This is a genomic window from Larkinella sp. C7, assembly GCF_006149005.1.
Classification (GTDB): Bacteria; Bacteroidota; Bacteroidia; order Cytophagales; family Spirosomataceae; genus Larkinella.
This window is the reverse complement of record NZ_VBSL01000004.1, coordinates 1-26,635: the sequence shown is the minus strand read 5'-3', so window position 1 is coordinate 26,635 and position 26,635 is coordinate 1. Positions and strand designations below refer to the sequence as shown.

27 protein-coding genes and 1 tRNA gene are annotated in these 26,635 nt (G+C 50.7%); 14 read left to right on the top strand and 14 right to left on the bottom strand.

The genetic code is table 11. From position 1 onward, the window contains the following. Positions 1-13: 13 nt before the first annotated feature. A complete protein-coding gene (locus tag FH871_RS11070; protein ID WP_138991511.1) occupies positions 14-2,464 on the top strand; it encodes a TonB-dependent receptor in 2,451 nt (816 codons plus the stop codon). Between the two features lie 39 nt (positions 2,465-2,503). Here the strand turns inward: FH871_RS11070 and FH871_RS11065 are convergent, their stop codons facing one another. From FH871_RS11065 to purL, 6 genes are all read right to left on the bottom strand, one after another. After that, entirely contained in the window at positions 2,504-3,076 is a 573-nt protein-coding gene (locus FH871_RS11065) for a dihydrofolate reductase family protein (protein WP_138991510.1), read from the bottom strand. 112 nt (positions 3,077-3,188) lie between these two features. Then, entirely contained in the window at positions 3,189-3,779 is a 591-nt protein-coding gene (locus FH871_RS11060; protein ID WP_138991509.1) for an NTP transferase domain-containing protein, read from the bottom strand. Beyond that, complete coding sequence (locus FH871_RS11055; protein WP_229317209.1) at positions 3,776-4,753, bottom strand: XdhC family protein; 978 nt, start codon at positions 4,751-4,753, stop codon at positions 3,776-3,778. Before FH871_RS11055 ends, FH871_RS11060 begins: the two co-directional genes overlap by 4 nt. Positions 4,754-4,837: 84 nt before the next feature. Beyond that, entirely contained in the window at positions 4,838-5,614 is a 777-nt protein-coding gene (truA, locus tag FH871_RS11050) for a tRNA pseudouridine(38-40) synthase TruA (RefSeq protein WP_138991507.1), read from the bottom strand. Then, complete coding sequence (locus tag FH871_RS11045) at positions 5,611-6,216, bottom strand: Uma2 family endonuclease (RefSeq protein WP_138991506.1); 606 nt, start codon at positions 6,214-6,216, stop codon at positions 5,611-5,613. Before FH871_RS11045 ends, truA begins: the two co-directional genes overlap by 4 nt. Before the next feature lie 65 nt (positions 6,217-6,281). Then, positions 6,282-8,534: a phosphoribosylformylglycinamidine synthase subunit PurL gene (gene purL / locus FH871_RS11040; RefSeq protein WP_138991505.1), complete on the bottom strand. Its 2,253-nt coding sequence runs from the start codon at positions 8,532-8,534 to the stop codon at positions 6,282-6,284. Between the two features lie 187 nt (positions 8,535-8,721). Here purL and FH871_RS11035 point away from each other — a divergent pair, with 187 nt between their 5' ends. Together FH871_RS11035 and FH871_RS11030 are read left to right on the top strand one after the other, a co-directional pair. Next, positions 8,722-9,516: a HipA family kinase gene (locus tag FH871_RS11035; protein ID WP_138991504.1), complete on the top strand. Its 795-nt coding sequence runs from the start codon at positions 8,722-8,724 to the stop codon at positions 9,514-9,516. Then, on the top strand, positions 9,497-9,877 hold the full coding sequence (locus tag FH871_RS11030; protein WP_138991503.1) for a DUF3037 domain-containing protein: 381 nt from the start codon (positions 9,497-9,499) through the stop codon (positions 9,875-9,877). Before FH871_RS11035 ends, FH871_RS11030 begins: the two co-directional genes overlap by 20 nt. 40 nt (positions 9,878-9,917) lie before the next feature. Here the strand turns inward: FH871_RS11030 and FH871_RS11025 are convergent, their stop codons facing one another. The 5 genes from FH871_RS11025 to FH871_RS11005 all read right to left on the bottom strand — a co-directional run bounded on the left by FH871_RS11025 (position 9,918) and on the right by FH871_RS11005 (position 11,417). Next, entirely contained in the window at positions 9,918-10,142 is a 225-nt protein-coding gene (locus FH871_RS11025; protein ID WP_114409533.1) for a hypothetical protein, read from the bottom strand. Further along, complete coding sequence (locus FH871_RS11020; RefSeq protein WP_138991502.1) at positions 10,126-10,359, bottom strand: hypothetical protein; 234 nt, start codon at positions 10,357-10,359, stop codon at positions 10,126-10,128. The genes FH871_RS11025 and FH871_RS11020 overlap by 17 nt, the downstream gene beginning before the upstream one ends. 107 nt (positions 10,360-10,466) lie before the next feature. Then, complete coding sequence (locus FH871_RS11015) at positions 10,467-10,694, bottom strand: hypothetical protein (protein WP_138991501.1); 228 nt, start codon at positions 10,692-10,694, stop codon at positions 10,467-10,469. Between the two features lie 107 nt (positions 10,695-10,801). After that, positions 10,802-10,875: transfer RNA gene (locus FH871_RS11010), tRNA-Arg, on the bottom strand. Positions 10,876-10,949: 74 nt separating this feature from the next. Then, positions 10,950-11,417, bottom strand: a complete 468-nt coding sequence (locus FH871_RS11005; protein ID WP_138991500.1) for a VOC family protein — start codon at positions 11,415-11,417, stop codon at positions 10,950-10,952. Positions 11,418-11,607: 190 nt separating this feature from the next. Between FH871_RS11005 and FH871_RS11000 the strand changes: the two genes are divergently transcribed. Together FH871_RS11000 and FH871_RS10995 are read left to right on the top strand one after the other, a co-directional pair. Beyond that, positions 11,608-11,847, top strand: a complete 240-nt coding sequence (locus FH871_RS11000; RefSeq protein ID WP_138991499.1) for a hypothetical protein — start codon at positions 11,608-11,610, stop codon at positions 11,845-11,847. A 432-nt stretch (positions 11,848-12,279) separates the two neighbouring features. Beyond that, positions 12,280-14,616 (top strand): hypothetical protein, encoded by a 2,337-nt coding sequence (locus FH871_RS10995; RefSeq protein WP_138991498.1) that lies wholly within the window; start codon positions 12,280-12,282, stop codon positions 14,614-14,616. Between the two features lie 123 nt (positions 14,617-14,739). On the opposite strand, the gene FH871_RS10990 is transcribed toward FH871_RS10995, so the two are convergent. Further along, positions 14,740-15,585: a DUF1206 domain-containing protein gene (locus tag FH871_RS10990; protein ID WP_138991497.1), complete on the bottom strand. Its 846-nt coding sequence runs from the start codon at positions 15,583-15,585 to the stop codon at positions 14,740-14,742. Positions 15,586-16,226: 641 nt separating this feature from the next. Beyond that, entirely contained in the window at positions 16,227-16,835 is a 609-nt protein-coding gene (locus FH871_RS10985) for a hypothetical protein (RefSeq protein ID WP_138991496.1), read from the bottom strand. A gap of 160 nt (positions 16,836-16,995) precedes the next feature. On the opposite strand from FH871_RS10985, the gene FH871_RS10980 reads away from it, so the two are divergent. The 9 genes from FH871_RS10980 to FH871_RS10935 all read left to right on the top strand — a co-directional run bounded on the left by FH871_RS10980 (position 16,996) and on the right by FH871_RS10935 (position 25,408). Continuing rightward, the gene (locus FH871_RS10980) at positions 16,996-17,247 is read left to right on the top strand and encodes a hypothetical protein (RefSeq protein WP_138991495.1); all 252 of its coding nucleotides are present in this window, start codon (positions 16,996-16,998) and stop codon (positions 17,245-17,247) included. 932 nt (positions 17,248-18,179) lie between these two features. After that, positions 18,180-18,398, top strand: a complete 219-nt coding sequence (locus FH871_RS10970) for a hypothetical protein (protein WP_138991493.1) — start codon at positions 18,180-18,182, stop codon at positions 18,396-18,398. 464 nt (positions 18,399-18,862) lie between these two features. After that, entirely contained in the window at positions 18,863-20,374 is a 1,512-nt protein-coding gene (locus tag FH871_RS10965; protein WP_171062822.1) for a serine hydrolase, read from the top strand. 70 nt (positions 20,375-20,444) lie between these two features. Further along, positions 20,445-20,624, top strand: coding sequence for a hypothetical protein (locus tag FH871_RS10960; RefSeq protein ID WP_138991491.1), 180 nt, complete (start codon positions 20,445-20,447; stop codon positions 20,622-20,624). Positions 20,625-20,691: 67 nt separating this feature from the next. Beyond that, a complete protein-coding gene (locus tag FH871_RS10955) occupies positions 20,692-21,009 on the top strand; it encodes a hypothetical protein (RefSeq protein WP_138991490.1) in 318 nt (105 codons plus the stop codon). A gap of 216 nt (positions 21,010-21,225) precedes the next feature. Next, positions 21,226-22,095 (top strand): hypothetical protein, encoded by an 870-nt coding sequence (locus FH871_RS10950; protein WP_138991489.1) that lies wholly within the window; start codon positions 21,226-21,228, stop codon positions 22,093-22,095. Positions 22,096-22,325: 230 nt separating this feature from the next. Continuing rightward, positions 22,326-22,544, top strand: coding sequence for a hypothetical protein (locus tag FH871_RS10945; RefSeq protein WP_138991488.1), 219 nt, complete (start codon positions 22,326-22,328; stop codon positions 22,542-22,544). Positions 22,545-22,601: 57 nt separating this feature from the next. Next, the gene (locus tag FH871_RS10940; RefSeq protein WP_138991487.1) at positions 22,602-23,999 is read left to right on the top strand and encodes a DUF4337 domain-containing protein; all 1,398 of its coding nucleotides are present in this window, start codon (positions 22,602-22,604) and stop codon (positions 23,997-23,999) included. Then, on the top strand, positions 23,999-25,408 hold the full coding sequence (locus tag FH871_RS10935) for a hypothetical protein (protein ID WP_138991486.1): 1,410 nt from the start codon (positions 23,999-24,001) through the stop codon (positions 25,406-25,408). The genes FH871_RS10940 and FH871_RS10935 overlap by 1 nt, the downstream gene beginning before the upstream one ends. On the opposite strand, the gene FH871_RS10930 is transcribed toward FH871_RS10935, so the two are convergent. Then, positions 25,405-26,565 (bottom strand): hypothetical protein, encoded by a 1,161-nt coding sequence (locus FH871_RS10930; protein ID WP_138991485.1) that lies wholly within the window; start codon positions 26,563-26,565, stop codon positions 25,405-25,407. The genes FH871_RS10935 and FH871_RS10930 overlap by 4 nt on opposite strands. Between the last annotated feature and the right edge of the window lie 70 nt (positions 26,566-26,635).

The window sequence follows — 26,635 nt, the reverse complement described above, 5'->3', positions numbered from 1 at the left end:
GTTCTTCTGGTCTATGAAATACATTTCCAGTCTGCTTTTCTTTTTTTGCCTTCATTCTGCTTTCGCCCAATCTGCACTCACCCAAACCGTCCGGGGCCGAATTTCCGACAAGGAATCCAAATACCCTTTAACTAAGGTTACCATTCAGATTTTGACTACGAATTCTACCGGAATCACGGCCGGAGCCCTCACGGATTCTTCCGGGCGCTACCGCATCCCGAATGTTCCGGTTGGCCGACGAACCATTCGAATTACCCGAATCGGTTACAAAGAGGCTCTGCTAAACAACATCATTGTCGATGCGGGGCGCGAGACCATTCTGGACGTCGATCTGGAAGAAGCCATTACGGAACTGGCCAGCGTTACCGTTAAGGCGCAGCGAACCGGCGACGCCCGCAACGAGATGGCGGTGGTTTCGGCCCGGCAATTTACCGTCGATGAGGCCGACCGCTACGCTGGAAGCCGGGGCGAACCTGCCCGGATGGCGTCCAATTTCGCCGGGGTGCAGGGGGCTGATGATTCGCGCAACGACATTGTTATCCGGGGAAACTCGCCGGGCGGGGTTCTCTGGCGAGTCGAAGGGGTCAGCATTCCGAACCCGAACCACTTTGCGGTTTCGGGAACCACGGGCGGACCGGTGAGCATCATCAGCAACAAAATGCTGGCCAACTCCGATTTTTTAACGGGCGCCTTTCCGGCGGAATTTGGCAACGGGATTGCCGGGGTTTTCGACCTCCGCCTGCGCAATGGTAACAACGAAAAACATCAGCGAACGCTCCAGTTCGGTTTCCTCGGTACCGAAGCCGCACTGGAAGGGCCGCTTTCCAAAAAAACCGGCTCCTCGTATTTTGTGACCTACCGCTACGCCAATCTCTGGCTCTTCAACAAAACCGGTATCGACATTGGAACCCAGGCCGTTCCCACCTACCAGGATGCCTCGTTCCGGTTTAATTTCCCGCTGAAAAACAACGCCCGACTGGCTTTTTGGGGATTTGGGGGCACCAGCACCATCGACGTGCTGATCAGTGAGCAGAAAGTTTCGGATCGAAATATTTATGGCCAAAACGACCGCGATCAATATTACACCTCCCGCATGGGCGTTGTGGGCGCGACCTACGAAAAACCGCTCAACCGCCGGACCTTTCTGCGCGCTACACTGGCCCAATCGGGTTATGTGCAGTTTACGCACCACAATTATCTGTTCTTTGAGAACGACGCCGACGGCCGGCCGGTGGTCGAAAACGACCGGTACAAAATAGCGAGTCAGGCCAAGGTACTGGAATACCGTTTTGCCGATACCAAAACCTCCCTGGCTGCGTCGGTGAACCACAAATTCAATCCGCGCAGTACGCTGAAAGCCGGTTTGAACGCCGATGTGTATCGCTTCAACTTTGTCGATAGCGCCCGGACCGTTACGATTATGCCCAATTTGCCGACCCAGTTAGAGCCCTGGCAAACCCGCTGGAATTCACGGCAGTCGGCGCTGCTGGTGCAGCCTTACGTGCAATGGCGCGTCAATCTGGCTGACCGGCTGACGTTGAGCGCCGGTTTGACGAGCCTGTATTTCTCACTCAACCAAAACAGTTTTTCACCCCTAGAACCCCGCGCCGGTCTGGCCTGGGATTTACCAAATCGCCAAAAAATCAGCGTTGCGGTCGGGTTGCACAGCCAGATTCAACCTACTTACATCTATTTTTATCGCTTCGATCAACAGAACGATCCCTCGGGCGGGCAATTCAGCCGGGATCTGGGGCTAACCAAAAGCTGGCACTACGTGACTGCGTACGACTGGCTTCTGGGCCGGAACCTGCGGTTAAAAGTGGAAGCGTATTACCAGAAACTGTTCAACGTACCGGTTGAAGAGCAGAGTAGCTCGTTTTCGATTTTGAATACCGGAGCGAGTTTCTCCCGTGTTTTTCCGGACCGGATGGTTAATAAAGGCACTGGCCGTAACTACGGTGCGGAACTGACGCTGGAGAAGTTTTTCAGCGACGGTTACTACTTTCTGGTGACAGGCTCGCTGTTCGATGCCAAATACAAAGGTTCCGATGGCGTATTGCGGAATACGGACTTCAACGGAAAATATGCCTACAACGCGGTTTTTGCGAAGGAGTTTACGCTCGGCCGAAACACGTTGAGTGTGGGAGCCAAATTCACGGCCATCGGCGGACGCTGGTATGGCCCGGTCGATGAAGCCAAATCGAAAGCGGCTCAGGACATCATTTACCAGTCTGCCAACCGCAACACGCTCCAGTTTCCGGACTACCGCCGGTTCGATTTGAAAGTCGATTACAAACTAAACCGCACCCGGTTGACACACACCATTGCCGTCGATTTCGTCAATGTGCTGGGCATTCAAAATATCCTGAGCCTGAGTTACGCCCCCCAACCCGACGGTACATTCATCAAGCGGGAATACCAGCTTGGCTTCCTACCGGTTTTTTATTACCGGGTTGACTTTTAGGGAAGTTAGACAATAGAATAGAGAGCAAAGAGGTGGGTACTAGCCGCGTTTGGGTTCGTAGTGGAGGACAATTATTCCACAGTCGAAAGCGACCGATTTGACCAGTTTCAGCTTTTGCAGGCCGTTAACTTCACTAAAAATCGGCATTCCTTTTCCGATGGCTGTGGGATTGATCAACAAATGGTATTCATCAATTAAATCGTGTTTGATGAGTGCCGATACGAATGTTGCTCCGCCGTAGGCAATGATGTCCTGACCTTCCTGTTTTTTTAACGCATTGATCTCGTCAACAAGGTCGTTTTTGGCTATCACCGTATTTTCCCATTCGGACTTTTCGAGGGTTTTGGTGAACACAACTTTGGGAGTTTCCGTAAATTTTATCCCGGCCGAAACCTCCGGGTTGTCAGGATTTGCGGCCACAGACCCCCAGTAGGGAATGAACCCTTCTGCCAGTTTACGTCCCAGCACGATGCAGTCAACCGGATCGGTTAATGCTCCCACATACGTTTTCAATTCATCGTCCCAGTCGAACGTCATCCAGTCCATTTCGCCCGTTGGTCCCGCGATGAAGCCATCGACGGTCATTTGCACCTGAAGTTTTAATTTTCTCATCTTTTTGTAAGGTTATTTACAAAAATACGGTGTGCCATGGAAAGAGATGGGTTGTTGATGCGGCTTTAAACGGGGGCGATTGCGACAAAGGCGGTTTTCTACTTAGGTTGCCTTACAACCCCAAAAACCGCTCGACATCCTGGCTTGTATCCAGATCGATGCTTCCCGGTTCAAAAGGCACTTCGGCGCAGTCGTCCGGGTGATTTTTGATGATCCATTTCGCGCCCTGATCACCTTCCAGACTGAGCAGTTCACTGATGTATTTCCGGTCGAACAGCGCCGGAACGCCCAGGCTGTTGGCGTAGCCGGACGCCACGATGCCTTTCCCGGATTCTTCATAAACCTGCACCAGTTGCAACAACAAACCCCGGTCGACGTGAGGCTGATCGGTGAGCAGAAACAAGACAGCGTCGATCTCTTTCTGGGTCAGATACACGGCCGCCAGACCGGTTTTTACCGACGACGACAGTCCCTGCTGCCAGTGCTGGTTGTCGATAATGGTCACGGGCAACCCTTCCAGTTCGGGCGTGATCCGGTTTTTGTTCGCCCCAACGACTACCACGACCGGTCGAAAGGTTGTTGCCAGGGCGGTATCGACCACCCGCCGGAGGAGCGTGCGTCCCTCCCACTCAATCAGTTGCTTGGGTTGGTTACTCAGCCGGGAGGAGGTTCCGGCGGCTAATATGATGATGGCAACGTTCATTCTACCGAAGTGCTAATCGACTGTACCGGCTGGTGGATGGGTGCATTCTTGAATTTCAGCGGTTGCGCGGAAGTCCTGCGGAAAACCGCCTGAATTTCGGCCAGAATCGACAGCGCAATTTCCTGCGGATTATCGGCGCCGACGTCCAGACCAACGGGCCAGAAAAGCCGCTGTTCATCCGTCGGTGCTACAAAATCACGAACATCGTCCAGCAAGGCATCGCCCCGTTTTTTGGGACCCAGCAGACCAATGTAGGGAATCTCGGTTTGCAGCAATTCCTGTAAAACCGCCTTGTCGTATTTGAAGTTATGGGAAATCAACACCGCTGCAGAGTACGCGTCGATCGGAATCTGTTGCCGGATTTCATGCCGTTGAACGGCCAGCATATCGTCGGCTTCGCCAAACCGCCGGGGTTGCAGGTGCGCCACACAGTCGTCGGTGATCACCACACGCCAGCCAATCTGTTTCGCCAGTTTCACCAGCGGAACGGCATCGTAGCCGCCCCCAAAAACCAGCAACTGAATGTCCGGTTTGAGTTCTTCCACAAAAACACCCGCTCCGTCCGGCAAGGCGGTTTCGAAGGTTAAGGGCCTCCTTTCCTGCATAACGCGGTCGAGGGTTTCAAGCGGATTTTCCGAATCGTTGGGGTCGATGGATTGAATCAGGACGTCCAGCACCCCATTGCAGCCCAGCCCGATGCCGAAATTTTCGCCCTCGGGGTCGGACGTATCGTAGGTTACCAGACGGGCTTGCCGGGTCTGCATCACCTCGCGGGCTTTCCGCAGGGCGTCGCCCTCCAGACAGCCGCCACTAATGGCCCCGATCCACTGCCCATCGTCGGTGATGTACATGCGGGCACCCGGCCGCCGATAGCCCGAACCACTCAGCCCCACAACGGTCGCCAGAGCGGCTTTGCGTTGGCTAAAGTCGGTTTTTCGATAGGCCCGGATAATTTGTTGAAATTCGTTGATCACGTTCTTAAATAATGATGACCGGGTCGCCGGTGCGATGATAAACGATGGATGTTGAATTAAGGCTAATTTAGAAACATTCATCGTTCATCGTTCATCATTCATCATTTTCTTACTAAATACTTCCGCCGGATAACCTACTTCGACCAGAAACAGCCCGCTGGCCGGAGCCGAACGACCGGCTTTACGACGGTCATTCGCCAGCAAAATCGCCTTAAATTCGGCAACCGTCATCCGCCCCTGCCCCACTTCCAGCATGGTTCCGACCAGGGTCCGGACCATGCCATAGAGAAACCGGTTGGCCTTGATGTGAAACACCAGTTGATCGTGTTCTACGACCCACTCTGCCCGGTGAATTACGCATCGGAAATGCGAAACGTTCGTCCGTACCTTACTGAAACTCTCAAAATCAGTGTGTTGCAGGATAAGATGGGCGGCTTCATTCATCAGGTCGATATTCAGCTCCGGGCGAAAAACGTAGACCAGGAAATCCAGAAACGGACTTTTTTGCTTCCGAATGCGGTATTGGTAATACCGGGTTGTGGCCGAAAACCGGGCGTGAGAGGTCGGATCGACCGGGAAAATGGACTGAATCGCAATGTCGGGCGGTAACATGCAGTTCAGGGCATGGATCATCAAATCCGTCAGGGCAATGGGTTTTTCGATGTCAAAATGCGCAAACTGCTGTTCGGCGTGAACCCCGGCATCCGTCCGACCGCTCCCCACAATGGCAATGCGTTCTTTCAGAATCAGGCTCAGCTTCTGCTCCAGAACTTCCTGAACACTAATGCCGTTGGGTTGAAATTGCCAGCCGTGGTAGGCCGTTCCGCGGTAGGAAAGTTGAATAAAGTAGCGTTGACTCATGCGTCTTCCTGACCGTCCTCTTCCTCAGGATGCAGTTCAATACCGTTATAGATGTCCTTGTGAGCAATTTCAATATTCAGGCGGGGCAATACAATCAGATCATCCTCATTTTCATAGAGGCTGTTAATCCATTCATCCGTTTCTTCAATTCGGCTTAACAGCTCAATCGTTGTTGAATATTGATCGACCAGCATGTAATACCATAGAGAAGGAAGCTTTCTGTATCGTTGCCACTTTCCTCCCCGGTCAGCCAGCGCAGTAGATTTTGACAACACTTCAACGATCATGCGAGGTTGTTTAATAATCTGATTCGTTCCCCGGAGATCAAATGGATGACAGGCAACTACAATGTCGGGATAGCAATAATAGCCATCCCGAACTACCTCTACTTTTAAATTTTCGGTGAATACGCCACAGCCCTTCAAAGCTGGTTGATTATCCAACAGATTAGCAACACGCCGGGTTAACCGGTTATGGTTAATGGTACCACCCGCCATTGCGTACACTTTGCCCCGATGGAACTCGTGCCTTATTTCGCTCCGTTCTTCCAGGGCAACGTACTCTTCAACCGTGTAGATTGTTTTTTTATCTGATGAGACCATCCGGTTTTATTATCCAGGTTGAACCGATAAAAACAGCTTAGATCACCTTTATTTTCGTCTTGAGATTAGGCTCCCATCTTCTTTCCTAACGCATTGTCATACAACTCCTTCGCTTCAGAAACCGACAAAACCGTCTCACCGTCGATTACAAAACCGCCTTCCGAAACCGTTCCTAACCGCGAAATGGAGACACCCGATTTTTCCAGTGATCCTTCGAATTGGGCCTGTTTGTCCGGCGAAACCGACACCACGACCCGGCTCTGGCTCTCGCCAAACAGGAAGGCATCTTTCCGGAAACTGCCGTCGGTCTGGATCGTAAAACCGGTTTCACCCGCCATCGCCGATTCTGCCAGCGTGACGAACAAACCGCCGTCTGAAATGTCGTGCGCGGACACAATCAGTTTTTCAAGAATAATTCCTTTTACAACCGCTTGCAGGGTAAATTCTTCCTCCAGATCGAAAACCGGGGCCGGAGAACCCTTTACGTTCCGGTACGAATACAGGTATTCCGACGACCCGACATCGTTTTTCGACTCACCCATCAGGTAAATCAGATCACCCGGTTTCTGGAATCCAAGCGTCATGCGATTGTCCGGGCTTTCCATCAGGCCCAGCATACCAATGGTTGGCGTCGGGAAAACCGGTCCTTCGTCAGAGCTTTGGTTGTAAAAACTGACGTTACCGCCCGTTACCGGCGTGTTGAACCGCTCGCAGGCTTTTTTCATCCCTTTAATAGCGCCCACAAATTGCCAGTAAACTTCCGGCACGTAGGGATTCCCAAAGTTCAGGCAATTCGTGATGGCCAGCGGCTCACCACCCGAGCAAACAATGTTGCGGGCGGCTTCGGCCACGGCAATGGCGCAACCCTCTTCGGGGTCAGCATTCACGTAGCGGCTGTTGCAATCAACCGTAATCACGATGGATTTGTCGGTCCCTTTGACGCTAACGACGGCAGCATCCGACGGCGCGTTTGTGCTGCGGTTGGCGGTTCCTACCATCGAGTCGTATTGCTCATACACCCACCGGCGTGAGCAAATATTAGGGTGCGAAAGCAGGTGTTCGGCTACGGTCCGAATTTCGGCGGTTTCCACATCCGGAATGCTATCGATGGAAAACTTTTTAAATTCCTGAAAATATGCCGGTTCGCGGTATTCACGTTCGTATTGCGGTGCGCCACCACCAAGCACCAGGTCATTGGCGGGCACGTCGGCCACCAGTTGACCGTAGCGGTGGAAATGCAGACGACCGGTATCGGTGACGACGCCAATCTGTTCGCAATTCAAATCCCATTTATCAAAAATTTGACGGATCACGTCTTCTTTTCCCTTTTCAATCACCACCAGCATCCGCTCCTGCGACTCCGACAGCAGAATTTCGAACGGTTCCATGTTGAGCTGGCGCGTCGGCACTTTGTCCAGGTCGATGTACATACCATGTTCGCCCTTGGCACTCATTTCGGAGGTCGAGCAGATGATACCGGCTGCTCCCATATCCTGAATACCAATAACATAGCCCGTTGCAATGATCTCCAGTGTGGCTTCGAGCAGCAGTTTTTCCATGAACGGATCGCCCACCTGCACCGCCGGGAGTTTTTCGGTCGATTTATCCGAAATATCTTCCGATGCGAACGTCGCGCCGTGAATACCGTCTTTGCCCGTGGCCGAACCGACGATAAATACTGGATTACCAACGCCGTACGAAGTAGCCTTGGCAACTTTATCGGTTTCGACAATCCCGGCCGAAAACGCGTTTACCAGCGGATTGACGTTGTAACAGTCATCAAAATACACTTCGCCACCCACTGTCGGAATACCAAATGCATTGCCGTAATCGCCGATGCCTTTGACGACGCCTTTCAGCAAGCGCCGGGTTTTGGGCAGCGACAGATTGCCAAACCGCAGTGAGTTCAACTGGGCAATGGGCCGGGCCCCCATCGTGAAAATATCGCGGTTGATGCCGCCAACGCCCGTTGCCGCGCCCTGATACGGTTCGATGGCCGACGGGTGGTTGTGCGACTCGATCTTGAAACTACAGGCCAGTCCATCGCCAATGTCGACCAGTCCGGCGTTTTCTTCACCCGCTTTGGCCAGCATCCGGCTCGGCGCATCGCCCGTCGTGTCGCGGGGCAGGGTTTTGAGCCAGATGATCGAGTTTTTATACGAGCAATGCTCCGACCACATGACGGAGAAGATACTCAACTCTGTAAAATTGGGTTTACGGCCCAAAATGGCAATAATACGGTCGTATTCGTCGGGAAGCAGACCCAGTTTGCGGGCCGTTTCGAGGGTTGGTAATTGATCGGTCGTTTCGGCAGACATGCGGATTGAGCAGAATGTTCGTTCCGACAAAGGTAAGGCTTTTCGGTCATCCTGCCGAAGTCCACACCAAACGAATCGGGAAATCGACCCGGTTTTCTCAAAAAATTGGCCTAAATTTCCCGCAAACTCGCACCGAATACCGGAATCGACCGGTTCTGTCGGGTAAACCCGTTTATGAACGATGCCTATGAACGACCGCGAACCTGAGCTCCGAACCGTCCAGGTAACCCGGTATGTGACGCCCCTTCGCGAAGGCGGTTCGCTGCCCGCCATTGTGGAAGCCGACGATGATTTTCTGTACGTTTTGAAATTTCGGGGAGCCGGGCAGGGCGTGAAAGCGCTGATTGCCGAACTGATCGCTGGTGAAATCGCCCGCACTCTCGGTTTTCGGATTCCCGAAATTGTCTTCGCCATTCTGGACCCGGTGATGGCCCGCACCGAACCGGACGAGGAAATTCAGGATTTGCTGCGAGCCAGCGGAGGGCTCAATCTAGGTCTTCATTACCTGTCCCGCGCCATCACCTTTGACGCCATTGTGAACGATGTCGATGCCCGGCTGGCGTCCCAAATCGTCTGGCTCGACTGCTTCATCACCAACGTGGACCGGACCGCCCGCAACACCAATATGCTGATCTGGCACAAGGAGTTGTGGCTGATCGACCACGGTGCCGCGCTCTATTTTCACCATTCAGGCCAGAACTGGGCCGAACAGGCCGTCAAACCGTTCGGGGCCGTGAAAGACCACGTGCTGCTGTCGAAGGCGACTGAACTCGAAACCGTCGATGCGGAATTTCGCCAGATCTTAACGCCCGAGCGCATTGCTGCCATCGTGGCGCTCGTTCCCGACGAATGGCTGGTCCAGGAAGGCTCTACCGATTCAGCAGAGGAGCAGCGGCTCGTTTACACCCGGTTTTTGGAAACCCGGCTTACCCATTCAGAAATCTTTGTCAAGGAAGCGCAACATGCCAAAACACTTGTTTGAGTACGCCGTCGTCCGGGTCGTACCGCGCGTCGAACGGGAAGAATTTCTCAACGTCGGCGTCATTCTCTACTGCCCGGCGCAGGGCTTTTTGAAAACCGTATTCGAACTGAATGTCGCGCGGCTGAGTGCGTTTTGCCGCGAGATCGACATTCCGGAACTCCACGAACGGCTGCGTGCGTTTGAACGCATCTGCGCGGGTCGTCGGGAAGGCGGGGCCATTGGACAATTACCCATTGCGTCCCGGTTTCGGTGGCTCACCGCCAACCGCAGCACCATCGTGCAAACCTCGCCGACGCATACCGGATTGTGTGACGATGCCGGAGAAAAGCTACAACAACTTTTTGAGCAACTGGTGCAATAGTGGGTATTTTGAACGCCGGTTTTCTCCTATAGCAAACGGATCATTTTTCGGATTTTTCCGGCCGATTCAACCCGTTTTTCAGTAATTGCTGGAGTAAATCAGTCATCAAAAAACCCATTGCTCCTCCCCAGAGTGTCATCGTCTGCCAATGGGATTGAATTGGACAGTGACCGGTTAAACAACCCACTTCATGCCAATACAGAAAACCGCCCAAAGCACCCAGGATGGCTCCGGCTCCCTTCCATCCATTAGTGTATTTCTTCATAATCAATTTCTTTTACCGGTTCATCGATTTTTTTTCGCGCTGCCCGTATACCACACTGACCGCCCGCGCAACCCAGATTCATCATCGCCTGAATGACCAGCAAGCCCCCAATGATACCCATGAGCGGCTGATGATCGACAAAAGAACGCCACAGAATAAGCAGGCCGGCAGAAAAACGGACCATTCGCAAGACCCCCCAGTTTTTAAGATTCATCATCGTTATATTGTTTAAAAGGCCACCGGTTTCTAACCGATTCCAGGACCGTATTTTTAACAAATGACGCCAAATCCATCTGGTTATTCAGTGATAAAAATCACACTGACTCATTCGTCGTCGGAAGCGGGGTGTTTGCCTTCATACACTTCTTTCAGAAAGAGACCTGTCGATCCCGAAAACGACATAATGGCGTATTGGGTAGCGGTATAGCCCTGCTTCCCTTTGGTTTTGGCCAATGCCAGCATGTCTGCCCGTTTCGATTCCAGGTGCAGGTTAAGCCAATGGACCATCTGCCGGTAGGCGTCATTAAATTCTTTCTCTTCCTCCGGGCTCATGGCTCAATCGGATAAATTTGTTCGGTAACGGGTAATTACTGGCCGCAAAGGGTAGGAAAGAAAATAGCCACCCTTCCAAAAGAGCGGCTACGTGACTTGAAATCCGGTGATCCCGTTTGGATTCGAACCAAAGACCGTCTGATTAGAAATCAGATGCTCTATCCAACTGAGCTACGGGACCGAAATCGAGTCCAAAAGTACAGGATTAGCCGCAATTCCACAAGAAAACACCCGTTCATTGTCTAATTCATGCACTTACAGCCCCCCAGCGGCTTGTTTCAGGGTAGCAATATCGATCTTATCCATCGCCATCAGGGCCTTCATCACCCGCTGGGATTTGACGGGGTCTTTATCGTATAAAAGCTCCCCTAAAACGGCGGGAACAATCTGCCACGACAACCCGTACCGGTCTTTCAACCAACCGCACCGCGATGTGGAGCCTCCCTCGGAAAGCTTCTCCCAGAATTCATCCACTTCTTCCTGCGTTTCGCAGTTGACAAAAAACGATACGGCTTCATTAAACGTGAAGTGTGGCCCGGCATTTAAGGTCATGATTTTTTGTCCTTCGAGCTGAAAGGTTCCGCTCATCACCGGCCCATCAGCACCCATGCGGTTCAGACTCAGAACCTCAGAATTTTCAAAGATTGAAACGTAAAAATTCATGGCCTCTTCGGCCTGGTTATTGAACCACAGGAACGGGGTAACTTTTGGCTGGCGTGTCATTGGAGTTGTAGAAAAGGGTCAATCTTTTCAACAAATGTATCATCGTTACCGCTGGAAAGACGGGGGTAAACGCGACAATCTAAAGGGTCGATTACGCCATCGGAACCGGTTTCGGGAAGTAATTAAACCACCAGAGATTCTTTGGTGCATTGGACGGATATTACGAAATGAATCAACCGTATTCTGAACCATGGACAACTTCGATGAACGAAATGACGCAACGGGTAAATGGCCGAATGATCAAGAACCCGGAAACCTCAGAGAATCCCTGATCCAGCTCATCAGCCGGGTTGACCCGACTCTTGACTGGTCGAAAGTTAACTGGGACCAGCGGGAAGAAGACGGTTTTGGTTCCTGCTCCTCAGACGATCAGGAGACGACCCGGAAGCTTGAAGCAGCTTTTTATGCCCTGAAGCGTGAAAAAGAATGACGTTTTGACCTGGTGAATTACCTGAAAACTGACAGAAGCGGTCTCACATGCCCGACTGAATTGGCTGGCATTTCGACAGTAATTTTAACGTCAAAATAAACGTCAATTTTAACCTTCAAACAGACCATCAGAACAGACGTCAAAACATCCGCATTCACTTCTCATTACTATTCAGCCTGATCGCCCCAGCCATTCGTACTTCGGGTAATGAGAACACCTCACAAATCTCCCGAATTAAACCATCTTATAAATCCGGTCGGTTATGCTATCTATCAATACGGTTTATAGCGTTAATGCGTCAGTTTATAGCCACACACAAAATTAATATTAACATAGTTGTATTCTTATTTAACTTTAAGCCAGCGACAACCCTGATCGAGAAGGGCTGGTAGTTTAAACAAGTTTATATTCCGTATTAACCTTTCATTTCTTATGAAAAACAACTACTGTTTAACCCTGACACGCCAGGGGTTATTACTATTCGTCGCACTGTGGGGAAGTATTTCCTCCCTGCTGGCCCAGGTCCCTATTCCACCTGTTTACTGGCAAACGGTTTTCGATAAAACCAATACACCGGACTTTAGCCGGGGCGACCTTTTTAGTTCCTTAGATATAGCCCGCACGCCTGACGGGGGCAGTGTCGTTCTGGGAAATCATTTTTCCTTGGTCAGCTATGTGAATAAACCGTTCGTTACCAAATTGGATCCCAGCGGCAAAGTCACCTGGACAACCGCTCTGCCTGATTTTTTCATCCCCTCCGCCGTCCAAACTCAGCCAAACGGGAACATTGTAGTAGCGGGCTATTTTTTATCAAATTTCGCCCCGCTCAGTATTGGATTTGTTCGTCTTAACCCGGCTGGCTACATAAACTTTAATAGTACCCTCGACCTGCCCAATAAATTCATAACACAGCGGAATCTGGGCGATATGATTCCCGCTCCGGATGGTGGTTTTCTGTTGGTGGGGTATGATACCCCTCTGAATAGCCCTACCCAGCGTCTGGACATTGGGCTGGTGAAGGTCGACCAAAATCTTACTTTAAACTGGTATAAAACGATAGGCGGAAGCGGAGTAACGTTTTTATTTAAAGCCGTTCGGGCTTCGGAAGGTGGTGGGTACCTGATTCATGCTACGTCCAGTGATCCTGCGATCACGGGTAATCCGGATACGAGCTACGGGCTTTCATTCGATTTTAAAATTGATGAAACAGGCACGATTGTCTGGCAAAGTGTAGGCAGACAGAACGGCGTCCTGCGCGCGCTTTCATCGCGGAAAGGCGGTTATTTTGCCATCGGAAATTACGGCTGGATTACATCCAGGGCGGTGTTTAAACTCGATGAACAACTCAATATAATTCAGGGCGTACCATTGCCTGATTTGGATGACAATAACAGTCAAAATTCCATTTCAATAGCGACAACACCCGATGGCGGATGCATTGCTGTTGATAAAATAACAGTCCGCGATGCCAATGGACCTCATTCGGACTACCGGATCACGAAGTACGCTCCCAATTTGGAAATCGAATGGCAGGAACAAGGGGGAGGTTCAGGAAATGACGAAGCCCGTCGTGTCATCGTCAATCCCGACGGAACCTACCTGATAGCAGGAACTACGACATCACCTCAGATATTTGGTGGGGCCGATGACGGAGGAAAAGTAGCCGTTTGGGTCCGTAGGCAGGCGGCTTCCGTGAATGCTTTGCAGCTCAAGGCTCCGACCTACGATTGCAATACCGGGGCCATTACCTTCAATACCATAGGCGGTGATGGCAGTCCCATTACGTTTATGGCTCCAGGCATTAGCAGAGCCACACCGGGTAGTAACTCAGGGATTGTGGAAGCCGGTTTACGGTTTGACCCCAAACCCATCCCCATTCAGGCTATTCAAAGTGGCGTCACGGTAAGCTTTACGTTTGACCTCAAAGCCCATTGTAACGGCGGAGAACCTGCTCTGGGAGGTAGCCTGTCACTGACCCAGCCCACCTACGATTGTAATACCGGGGCCATTACGTTCAACACGACGGGCGGAGATGGAACCACCATTACCTTTGTGGCACCGGGTATCGCTCGGTCCAGTGTCACGAGCACTACAGGAACGGTGGAAGCTGGTTTACGGTTCGACCCCAAGCCCATTCCCATTCAGGCCACCCAAAATGGCATTACGGTAAGCTATCTGTTTGATTTACCCGCTTACTGCAACGGCGGTCAGCCTTCTCCGGGTGGAGGTAGCCTGTCGCTGACTCAGCCCACCTATGATTGTGCCACCGGGGCCATTACGTTTAATACGACGGGCGGGGATGGAACAACCATTTCTTATGTGGCTCCGGGTATAGCCAGAACAAGTACCACGAGTAATACGGGAACGGTGGAAGCCGGTTTACGGTTTGACCCCAAACCTATCCCCATTCAGGCTACTCAAAGTGGCGTCACGGTAAGCTATCTGTTTGATTTACCGGCTTACTGTAGCTCCAATCCGAATGCCCGTCTTGGAGAAAGCGAATCTGGCCAAAAGCTGACGGTCCGAATCCTGGAAAACCCCGTACGTCACCAACTCCGTGTTCAACTGGCTGGGCCCGCTCAGGCACCAATCCACTTACGGATTACTGACTTACAAGGCCATGTCCTCCAAACCCGAACCATCAATCCCGACCAACGAAAAGACAATCAGGTGTTTGGGGTTGATCAGTTGCCGACCGGGCTCTTTATCCTTCAGGCCTCGACAGGTCAACAGGGGCAAAGCCAAAGCATTAAGTTCCTGAAAAAATAACCTGTTCACCGATCAGAACCGGCTCCACTTCACTCACCTCTGGCTTTAAAGCAAGAGAATGCAGTAAAGTGGAGCCGGTTTTTCGACCGGTGAACCGCACTGCTCCCTTCCTAAAAGAGAGACTTAGCTGTTCGTGTTGATTACTTCGTAGCGGGCGCGTACAAACATGAATATACCGTAGCAAAACAAGCCCAGCGCTACGGCACCAAGCAGAAATGAACCGTAACTGGCTTTCTCCAGAAAGGCAAAAGCACTGCTACTGCCTCCGACTTCGCGGGCATTGGACTCCATGGCCGCTTTTATAAATAAGTAGCCGATCAGCCCCCAGACAATTCCCCGCGCGATGTAACCAATTTTCCCGGACCGGATGATCATCTCCTTCAGCTCCGTTTTGATGGAAGAGGTCCGGACATTTTTCAGGTATTTACCAGACATGGCCCGGTAGATCTGGTACAACCCGATGCCAATGATACTGAGGCCAATCAGGCCGACAAGCCATTGACCATACGGTTTCTCCAGGATTTCCCGAACGAGGGTCTGCCGCGAATTATCCCCACCCTGATTACCCCGGCTACCCAGTACCATCCGGAAAGAACCATACGCCAGGAACCCATACACCAACCCACTGAAGGCATACCCTAACCGACGTCCGATGCCTTTGGCGTCGGTCCCCTTGTGCTCATTATCGAGAAAAGCCTGCGTGAGTCGCCAGAGGGCGTAGCAGACCAGCCCTGCGGCCACCAGTGCCAGCAAAAACTGCCCAAACGGTTGGTCCAGTATAAATCGAAAGACTCCCTGTTTGTTGAGATCACGTTCCGAACTGCCGCCGATTTCAAAGGCAGCCATAAACGCCAGAATACCAACCAGGCAGTAAACAACCCCTTTGGCCACCAGGCCAAACTTGGCAAAACGCTTCACCCATTCAGGTTGGGTCGAGGGTATGTGGGAGGAGATGCTGGATAAGTTCATCGTCGAAATCATTATGTGTAATTTGCATTCCGCATAATCGGTCTGCTGTAAATACCATAATTGATTTAGAATACCAAATGTTTTATGTTTCGCTGCAGAACAAGCCGTTGACGGTAGAAATACGAGAAAAGTCATACGATTTGACTTCCACGGGTCACGCTAAATTGTTGTACGCACGCTGACCTGCTAAAATTTTGCTATAGATCAATGCAGGAGACCTGTGTCCTAATCAGCTATTCAACCAGCCTTATTTCTCTTGGCTTTATCACCATCCTTGCACATGGCTTCTGCGTGCGGTAATTTGACCACACCATATTTCTGAGCAGAAAGCTGCACGCTTCCATTTAAATCGATTGGTTCCCCGTTAACCACTACATAGCTTACTTTATCTAAGCATGAAAAGGTGCCGCTTCCCCTAAAGTTTTGCGTGTTGAGATTTACTCTTACCTGGCCTGAACCTGCTGTTTTTCTACTCCCGGAAGTATTGCAAGGCAACATTAACGACAATACGCCTTAACCATGCTTCAAAGGGGCCTTTATTTTCAAAGCTTATTGCTTTACTAAGCGGATAAAAATTCCATTTTTTATGTCGAGATTCATTTTTAAAACAAGGGCTTTTAGTCATCCGGTTAGGTTGCTTTTTATTTCAAATCATGTTGCACTTTGATCCGAAACACGCCCTTTATCTTTTTATTTCCACTCATCCAGCTTTCAAAATTGCCTTCAACCCAAATGAACCGATCATACGTCAAATTATAGAAATAAGCTTTTTTTACTTCTAAAACCCTTACTCTGTCGTCTTTCTGAAGCAAGGTGGTATTTGCTCTCCGATAAGTAGTACTTGTATCCAGTGGAGAGGAGGTAGTAATAACTACTCCTCTCTCTCCGATAGGCTTATAGCTTTTATCCAGCAATAGATAGTCAAATTTTCCAGCGTCGAATAATTTCGTAAAATTCCCCGTATTTTTCTGGTATTCTTCAGTTTTAAAATAAAAAACAATACCCCAATCAATATTATTAATCGAATCCCTCAGTGCTCCGCCCATGCCGACAATAGTGGTGTTATTCAGGAAACTACTAAAATTAGTTGAGGCTATTATTCCTTTCTTACCTTCAACGTAGTTATAGGTTTTCCCATCATATTCGACGCGTATATAAGCCTTTCCTATCGGTGGTTCTGGAACTAAAGGTTCAACTGAACGATGACAGCCAACAAATAGTAATAAAAGAAACACGACGCCATTTTTCATAGTTATTCCCTGTTTTAATATTAATATAACTGTAGGTCCACAATAAACAAAGCATAGTACAAATTTTAACAACTAATTCCTCAATCCTGTCCTGTCGCATCGCCTAATTACCACCCATTGTCGCCGAAAACCATTCAGAACACGATGCTTTCCGGCAATTTTGCTCCAGAACGTCAACGATCTGAATTTCCCGGTACAGGGTGATCTCTACTGGTGGTATTTGATGGTGACGGGCAAAACGGGTCAAACCTACCGCATTGAAGTATTTTCGAATAGAACGGCGCTTATCGACCGTCTAGTCATGCTTAACCAGGAAGGGGCCGAACACCTTTGGCTATTTGGCACGGCTGGCGCGAGTTTCTACAACCCGCCCAGCGGGCCGAAGGTATATGCTAAAATGACCGAGCAATGAGCGAGGATCTGGATTTGCTCGATGAGCTGGCCGAGTTGGCCCAGGAGATTGTGCACGACGGCGTGCAAATGTATGCGGACGGCGGAAGGGGTCAATGGGTGGTATGCTCAGTTGCTGGAACAGGCGGACGGCACTGCGTGAGCGGCAACGGTCTCTCCAAAACAGGGCACTTGCAAGGCGGGGCTTGGTAAACAAAAAATCCCCCCATCAACCAACGGAGGGATTTCCGATTTGCACGTAGCTATGAGTATTTATTTAAATCGTTAAGACTGAGGTTTATCGCTGTAATTTTGGGGTAAATATTTTTTTGTAAGGGTCTATTTCGATATGACCCGCCTGAATAAGGGGTTTTACATGCTTTTTGGGGACGACCCAAAAAACATCGACATCGGCGTGCTTGACGACAGAGTGTTCTTTCCCGAAAGCATACAGACGATTGCAATCTCGCATGGCTTCCAGTCGGTTAAAAAACTGACGTTTTTTAGCTTCTCGAAGGGCTCGGTTTAATTTCCAGTTTCTGAATAGGGGGAACATTTGGGTTAACATTAAGGTGTACACGTTACAGTATTACTACTTACTTGATCGCAAGGTAAACAATGTCTGATAATTATTAAAGAAATTGATCCGATAATGAATTAAGCGGTATTTTATTTTAGATTTCCTATTTTAGATCGACATCAAAATAGATGAAAAATACTTACTTTTTTACCAGTACGAATTCGGACTGAGTAAAAATTCGATGAAGCGTATTTTCTAAAGCCCTCCTGTTTCAACCCGGGGCGGCTTTTCAATTTGGTGGACAGCCCCATACAGTCCCCTACTGCCACCCCATGAACCAGGTTGAAGAGAGTAAAATCAAGCTCATCATCGACTACGAAGATGCCGAACGGAGTCTGGCCGGACCGCGGCAGGAAGCCCGTGAGATCACCTAAATGCGCCGGATGAAGGAAGACGGGATCACCTCGCAGGAAGCCAGTAAGGTCATGTCGCTGCTGAAAAACCAGACCCCGCTGGGGCACATCCTGGAACACTGTTTCGAAAACGGTCGGATTAGTTTCGTCAAGGGTCGCATGGACCGGCTGCCCTCGCTGCAGGGATCGGTCAAGCGGTTTTACGAGATTTTTCAGATCAATCCGGAGCATTGCGACTAAGATGCGGCCTTCAAGCTCGTTGTCCGGACGTACAAACCCAACGGTTACCAATCGCCCACGCGGGCGATTCGACTGAACCTCGAAGACCGGTTTCGGGAACTGACCGGTTTTCGAATCAAGGACTACTCTGCCGCGCATCTGGGCTTTTCGGATCTACCTCTGTTCAATCGTCCAGACCAGGAGCATAATTTGTTTGGCTAAACGATAAATCCCGGAAGCTTTGCATCCGGGATTTTGCCAGCATGATAACTGAAGTTAACGAGCATTTAAAGAGACAGTACATGGCTACCAACATACGATTACTGACATCGAGATTGCTGTACAGAAACGAACACCACCTGTCCGGATTTGGACAAGTGCCAGCGGGTTAGTAAGCTTTATTGACAAATAAAGCCCTATTTTCAGTCATGGCATACGTGTTGCGGTTAACATCTACGAAATATTTCGTATCATATAACTGTCTCATGAAAGCACTGCTTATTCTGCTGACTATTACTTGTTTTAAGTTTGACAATTTCCTCTATGCCCAGCCCCATCTTCAAAAGATTGACAACTTAGTAGCAGGGCAATTTGCGAATGATGAATTGGCGGGTAATATCCTAATCGCCCAAAAAGGAGCCATTCTCTACCAGAAATCACTCGGTTTGGCGGATGTTGCCAATCGAGTGCCGCTGGATGAACACTCTGCCTTTCAATTAGCCTCTGTCTCTAAACTATTCACCTCGGTGGCAATCCTACAGTTGAAGCAGAAAGGAAAGCTCAAGGTGGACGATCCCGTGAAAAACTATCTCCCTACGTTTAGTCATCCGCAGATCACCATTCGGCATTTACTTACTCATACCTCCGGATTAGCTGACTTGCAGATGTTGGAAAAACCCTATGCGGCCGATACGGGTAAAATTTTTACCATCGCTGATTTAGTGCCAGCCATTAATCAGTCCGATAGAGCGATTCGGTTTTCCCCCGGAGAAAAGTGGAGCTACTCCAACAGCGGCTATGGTTTACTGGCGTTAATCGTTGAAAAGGTCAGTGGCCTTGCCTTTCCATCGTACCTGACACGGTACATCTTTCAACCCGCCGGTATGAGTCATACCTATGTTAGTACCCCGCTCCTGAAGGTGCCCGATCCGCATCGGGTGAAAGGCTATGATTCGCCTACCTATGCTCCCTGGCTTCGGCAGCGTGTCGATTCACTGCCACGAAATCGCATTGAGCTGCATAATCTGGGGGGATTACTTGGGCAAGCGAATGTGATTAGTACGACCGGCGATTTGCTCTTATTTGATCGAGCGCTGTATGGATCTAAACTCCTCAAGGCTTCTACCTTACAAGAAGCCTTGAGGCCAACCCGGCTCACTAATCAGGAGCTAGCCACCACCGGTTGGGGAAACACTTCCGCTTATTATGGCCTGGGTTGGATGATATTAAAAGATACGACCGCTGGCAAGGTGGTTTTCCACAGTGGCGGTATGCCCGGAGCTGTTACGCTGTTTTTACGAAATATCACGAAAGATCAAACAGTGATCCTGCTCAATAATGTAACACACCGGGGCACCCATGGCATTGGGGTTAATTTGTTTGAAGTGTTGAATAGTGGGTCCTTCCTGGCGAACAAACAATCTCTGGCGAACATCTATGCCCGAACCCTGATCAAGACTGGTACCGAGTCGGCCTTGGAACAACTCAACGCCCATAAAACCGATACGACTCATTATTATCTGAATGAGCAGGAGATGAATCGTCTGGGACTGCAAATGTTCTATAATGGGTATCAACCGGCGGGTTTGGAGGTCTTGCGATTGAATACGGTTTTGTATCCTGCTAGTTGGAATGTTTACGATAGTTATGCAGAAGGGTTAAAAGGAGTTGGACGTCGACAAGAAGCCATTCTCATGTATCGTAAATCGTTGGAACTAAATCCGAAGAACAAAGCGGCCGAGCGTGCTTTGGCCGACTTAATACCGAATAAAGAGTAGCTTTACACAAGGCTTTTGCTTGTTCGTCTTATTCTACTAAAAAGGCTCCCTGTTTGGATCAAAGTGGGATTTGAAAGTATACGCGAACCCCAAACAGATCAAATTCCTCCGCAGCCGCGCCCGCCGGAAAACCTTCAACGCCGGGCGCGGGTCGGGCAAAACCACCACCCTGGGTTTCAAAGTCGGCATGATCTTCGACCGGTTTCCGCGAAGCAAATGGGGACTGGTCGGGCTGACGATCTGGTGGTGATGCCCGGTCTGAAAGAAGCCCTGGATTCGCCCTTTCGCCCTGGTGGGGCACCGAAAACTGGACGAAGGTGTCCAACAAAGTGCCGGTGTTCAACGACAAGGGGCTGGATAACGGCTATTTCATCACCCACCACATCAGCATTCCCGACGATTATTTCGACGCGGAAGGCTTCGAAAACGAGGACGAGAAAAAGGCCCACCAGAAGAAGGTGCTCGACGCGATGGCCGAAACCGTCGCCAGTTACGAGAACCCCAACAAGGTCCTGTTCACCTTCCACAAAACCGACACGATGGGCAAAGAACTGCCCGGCTTGCGGATCACTTTGATCAGGTCTGCAAACAGAATGTTCACACGGTTTGGATTTTCCTCCGTGACAACAACCTGAAGATCAAACGGGAAACCGAGCGGATGGAAAAGGAGATGGAAGATCACCGTGATTCGTTCGGCGGATAATGCTATCCAATTCGACAGAAGGTTGTATGAAAATAATTTAGTGAAGCCTCCCGTCAGTCTATGGTAAAATATAAGCAATTATCTTTATTTGTACATGATAGTATTTTTGTAAGTTTGAAGTTTCATTCGTTTAAACTTGTACACCTTTATGACTTACTTTTATCGCACAATCCTCCTCCTTTTTCTGATTTCAACTTTTGTAGCATCCTGTATTACCGATCACCGTGAGCTAGTTGACCCGCAGGGGCGAAAGCTACTTCTCACACATATTTCGGAGGTTATCACCACCAACCGGGAATACGACATTCGTTATAACGCCGAGGCTAAACCGATTTCAGCAACTGCTACCTATTCTAATGAAGGGCAAACTGACATTAAATGGGAAGAAACGTATACTTATGATCCGGGTGGGAAATTAATCCAGATAGCGCGGACATTTATTCCTAACTTCCCAGGAAGTGGTGCTCTTTTTATGAATTACACTTACGATGCAAACGGCAGGCCCATTTCCCGCACTCGAATTACCCGAACCTATCCGGGTATAGATAGAACCTACTGGGTTGAACGGTTTGAGTACGATGGGCAGAACCGCATACATAAGATTAATCGCGATTATTATTTTGACCAGGATCGCACCAGTCAATATGGCCCTGATGTTTTTTATACAGAAGTTGAAACTCTGCAATTCGATGCTCGTAACAACATAACCGTTATCGACCTGGTTACAACCGATGCCGTAACAAAACAAGTAATTCTGCGGGGAAGACGTTTGAATGAATTTGATGACAAACCCAACCCACTATACGGTTTTGATCTTTTCGAAACTGCCATTTATCGGTTTATGTCTCCCAATAACCTGACCAGAACCCGAGCTGGTGTAACGAGGGATCTAAATATTTCACTGGATCAAATTAATAAAACTAACCAGGTAAGTACAATACAGTATGCCAATGGTTTGCCCATTTCAGAGGCCGACAACTATGGTAATAGCCGAACTTTCACCTACACGCCCCGCTAGTCTGAGTTTGTGTCAATTACAACTTTAGTTGACTCAGTTGCGGCCACTATTGCGGATTAGAGTAATAAATCCATCCTGTCAACTCACCCGCAGGGGCCCTATTTTCGCCGGAAACCATCCAAACATGATGCTTTCCGGCGATTTTTCATCCTACGCAGACTACTTCCAGCAGTGGGCCACTTCCCACCCCGATCTGAAATTTTTCCTCTACGGCGGGTCTGAATTTCCCGGTGCAGGGGGATCTGTATTGGTGGTATTTGATGGTGACGGGCAAACCGGGCCAGACCTACCGCATCGAAGTGTTTTCGAATGGTGCGGTGGTCATCGACCGGTCGGTGGTGCTTAACCAGGAAGGAGCCGAACACCTCTGGCTCTTCGGCACGGACGGCGTGAGTTTTTATAACCCGCCCAGCGGTGCGAAGGTGTACGTTAAAATGACCGAACAATGAGCGACGATATGGATTTGCTCGATGAGCTGACCCATCTAGCCCAGGAGATTGTGCACGATGGCGTACAGATGTTCCAGCGGGCCATTGAAAAAAAAGGGGTGGTACGAAGCCGACAAAACGACGCTGACCCAGGAGCGCACCGCCCAGCGGCTGGCCAACCAGCAGCAGTTTTTCAATGCCATCGAAGGACTCATGCAGGGAGACTATTCCTCGTTCATGACCCTGCTGAACCAGAAGCTGGCCAACGAGCAGGCCAGGAACCAGAAGGCCCTGCAGGACTTCACGCAGAAAGGCCAGGAAACCCTGCAGGTGGCCGGTCAGGCCGTGGCGGCTCTCCAGCAGCTCAACCAGAAATACCTCGACAGCCAGCTCAAAAAGATCGAGAAAGAGAAGGAATCCCAGCTCAAGTCGTGGAAGGACCAGTACGACAAAGGCAAGATCTCCAAGGAGCAGTACGAGAAAACCATCGCCAAGATCAACGCCGATGCGGCCGAAAAGGAAAAGCAGGAAAAGCTCAAAGCCTGGAAACGCGATCAGGCCATGCAGATTGCCATGGCGCTGATCAATGCGGCTATGGCGGCTCTCAAATCGCTGGCGACGATGGGCTTTCCGCTGGGGCTGATCGGGGTGGCGGCCTCGGCGGCTATGGCGGCCATCCAGATCGGGATCATCAAATCCCAGAAACCGCCTTCCTACGCCCAGGGTGGGTATCTGCGCAACGGCGGGGTGCCGAATGGCCCCGGCCACGGCAGTCAGTACGGCCAGTCGGGCATTGCCCTGGTCCGGCGGGATTCGGGTCAGGAGGTCGGCGAAATGGAAGGGGGTGAACCCATCATGATCCTGTCGCGCAACACCTACCGCAACAACCGGCCCATCATCGACAAGCTGCTCAACTCCTCGCTGCACCGCAACGGCGCGCCGATCATGGCCCGGAGCGGGGCCGTCTTCGGTGACGGCGGTGATTACCGCTCGTATCTGGAACCGCTGCAGGGCGGCCGCATGTACCTGTTTGGGTCGGGCAAAGCGAAAAAAGCCGCCGAGCAGGCCAAATTCGAAGCCAAAATCGCCCAGATGGAAGCCGAGAAAGAGCAGCAGAAGGCTCTGGAGGAAGCCCAGCAGTACGCGGCCGACGCGGGCGGGGGCGACTATGGGGACTACGGTGGGGGTGGCGATGTGGAAGGCGTCGATGGCGATGCGGCCGGGGCAGTTTCCATGACCAACGCCGAAATCACCAAGTCCCAGCAAATGATGACGGCCATCGCCCGGAACACGGAAGACACCGTCGAGATGCTGTCGTCCACCAACGCCACGCTGGTGGGCCTGGCCAACCAGTTGGGCACGGCCAACGGCTACCTCGACCGCATTGCCGCCAAGGAACTGAGCGTCAGCGTGCACAACGTGGTCAACGTCATGAATGCCATCAACGTCGTCAACAACGATAGCAACCTGAAATAATGTTAGACATTCGCATCGAAGGCGTGTCGGTCGACCGCAAACCGGGGATGGTGCTGACGCTGGAGCAATTCAGCCCGCTGTTTGATTTTTCGACCGTGCAGGGCAGCCGCATCTATGATTTCCAGTTGCCCAGCACCCCCACCAACCGGCGGGTGCTGGGGCACCTGCATAATCCCCAGGTAGAAAGCAGTAAACGGCGCTGGTACTGCGAGAAGTACCACCAGAGCACCATCGTCGAGCAAGGCTACGTCAAAATCCGCGAAACCACCCCCGATTACAGTCTGTATTTCACCCAGAATCTGGGCGATATTTTCGGCGATTACCAACTGATCCCGCTTTCGCAGCTCACCGCACTGGGCAGTGAACCGGTTCCGGTGTCGCCGGTGGCCAGCGTCGATCCGCTGGTGAACCGGTATTGTTTTCCCACCATTCACAACCCGGCTTTCTATGGCAATCAGGCCGTGGGCGGTTTTACCAATCAGGTGAACCAGTATACGGCGGGCAGCTATTTACCCACCGCGCGGGTGCCGATGTTTTTTCTGCACCAGATCCTGAAACGCTACGGCGAGTTGACGGACTGGCGCTTTGAGGGGGCCTTCATGGATGATCCGGCGATGCAGCGGCTGGTGTTTTACAATCTGTACGCCCTGGACGAGCAGACCACGCTGACCTACAGCAACCACCTGCCGGAAATCACGCTGGGCGGGCTGCTGATCGAACTGCGGAAACTCTTCAACCTGTGGCTGGACTTCAACGTGCGCCGGAAGATCTGCACGATTGATTTTGTGGACGACGTGCTGGCCCAGCCCACGCTGACCAACTGGAGTTACAAAACGGGTACGGCCCACCTGCGCATTCCCGACCAGCACGGGCGGCTGGAGCTGAGCTACGAGATCGACGGCAATGATGCGACCATGAAGCCCATTCCGGCGGTGATGGACAAGTACCAGACCCCGGAAAACGACGAGAATGCGGGTGGGGTGCTGCTGCCCGTCAAGTCGCGGTTTTCGACCCTGCTGACCGACCCTGTTTCGGGATTGGCCACCACCAGCCAGACCGGATTCAGCGTTTTGAACAAAGACAGCAAGCCGGTGCTCAGCAACCGGCTGTTGTTCTACAACGGTCTGGTGGCCGGGGTACCGACCGCGACGAATGCCCACGCGGGCCAGACGCTGCTGTGGTCGGGGGTGGGCAATCTGGTGGACACCCACTGGCGTCGGTTTGAGCGGTTCAAGGGCCGCACCTTCCCGATCCGGCGGAACCTGTATCTGTCGGCGGCCGATCTGGCCCGCTTCGCCCTGCGCCAGAAAGTCCACATCCAGGGCGTCGATTACCTGATCAGTTCCCTGAAAACCGCCCTGGGCGATGATCCGATTCTGATTTGCGAAGCGGAGCTGTGGCGGGTTTAGATGGTCGGAAACTCGTTGAGCTTTTCGGGACGAATGACTAACCCAAGTTTTTTTAAGTATTGATCCGTTTGTGCGACTGTCGAATGACCGCATTGCCCCTGGATAAGTTTTAAATCCAGGGTAGCACTCCAGAGCGCAATGACCCCGGTCGGTTTCCAGGAATAGATATCGTAATCCTTGCCAAACAGACCCAGTTTCTTCAGGTGCCGGACGTGGCGGTTGTAATAGCTATTCTTTCCGGGGGGAGTCGGTCCGGGAATAACTTTGAAATTGTTGGGATGCCGGGGATTATCAGAATTTTTCTGGTTACTGAACACGTAGTAATCCGGTGGATATTTTCGTAAACCGAGACGAATGATTTCGGCCTCCAGGGCTGGTGAGAGAAAAGGATATCGAAACCGGTTCGTTTTTCCCCGCTTGGCCGTGATCCGGATGCTCTCCGGGAGGATATCCTTTACCTGCAGCAAACGGATCTCCTGCCCCGGCCGGGCGAAGGTGTAATAGATGAACTGGCAGAATAGCCACAATTGTTCATCGCCTTTCCCCAGGATTTCATTTTTAAGTTCCTTTATCTGCTCCGGGGTAAAGGGCAAATGATCTTCGGATTCTTCCACATTCGATTTCTTGATCCTGTTGACCGGATTCTTTTCAATAATTTCCCGGTCGACAAAAACTTCAAAAAACGAGTGGTGAAACCCCAGAATGTTATTTTTCGTTTTCCCAGCCAGTTCGATCTGATCCAAAAATTCCAGAATCAACGGCTTTGTTATGTAACGAAGTAAAATGTTACTTTTCTTCTTCTTTTCCAGGAAACCCCGTAAGTGGTTGACATAAGTCTGATACAATCCTGTAGTGCCTTCTGCTATGTCACGTTTGGTCTTAAAATAATAGGCAACCGCATCTTCATACGTCATATTTTTGCCAAGCCCTCCCCCACTCTGACCAAGTTGCTCCTGATCATTCTCGTTTGTCGGATCGCCACCTACATAAGCCCCGCTTTTCAGTTCTTTCGTTAGCCAACCAATTATTTCGTCCGAATCTTTAAGTTTTTCCTTTTCCGTATGCCCAATGACTTTAACCCGTTTCCGTTCGAGTTTTTCATCATCGATATTCCAAATGTAATAAATGATATACCACCCTTTTGGAGACTGAACCAAGCGAGGAAGCTTGTAGGGATACTGGGGATCAAGAACAAAAGTTGTGGAGCATCTTGGATTAAGCATATAA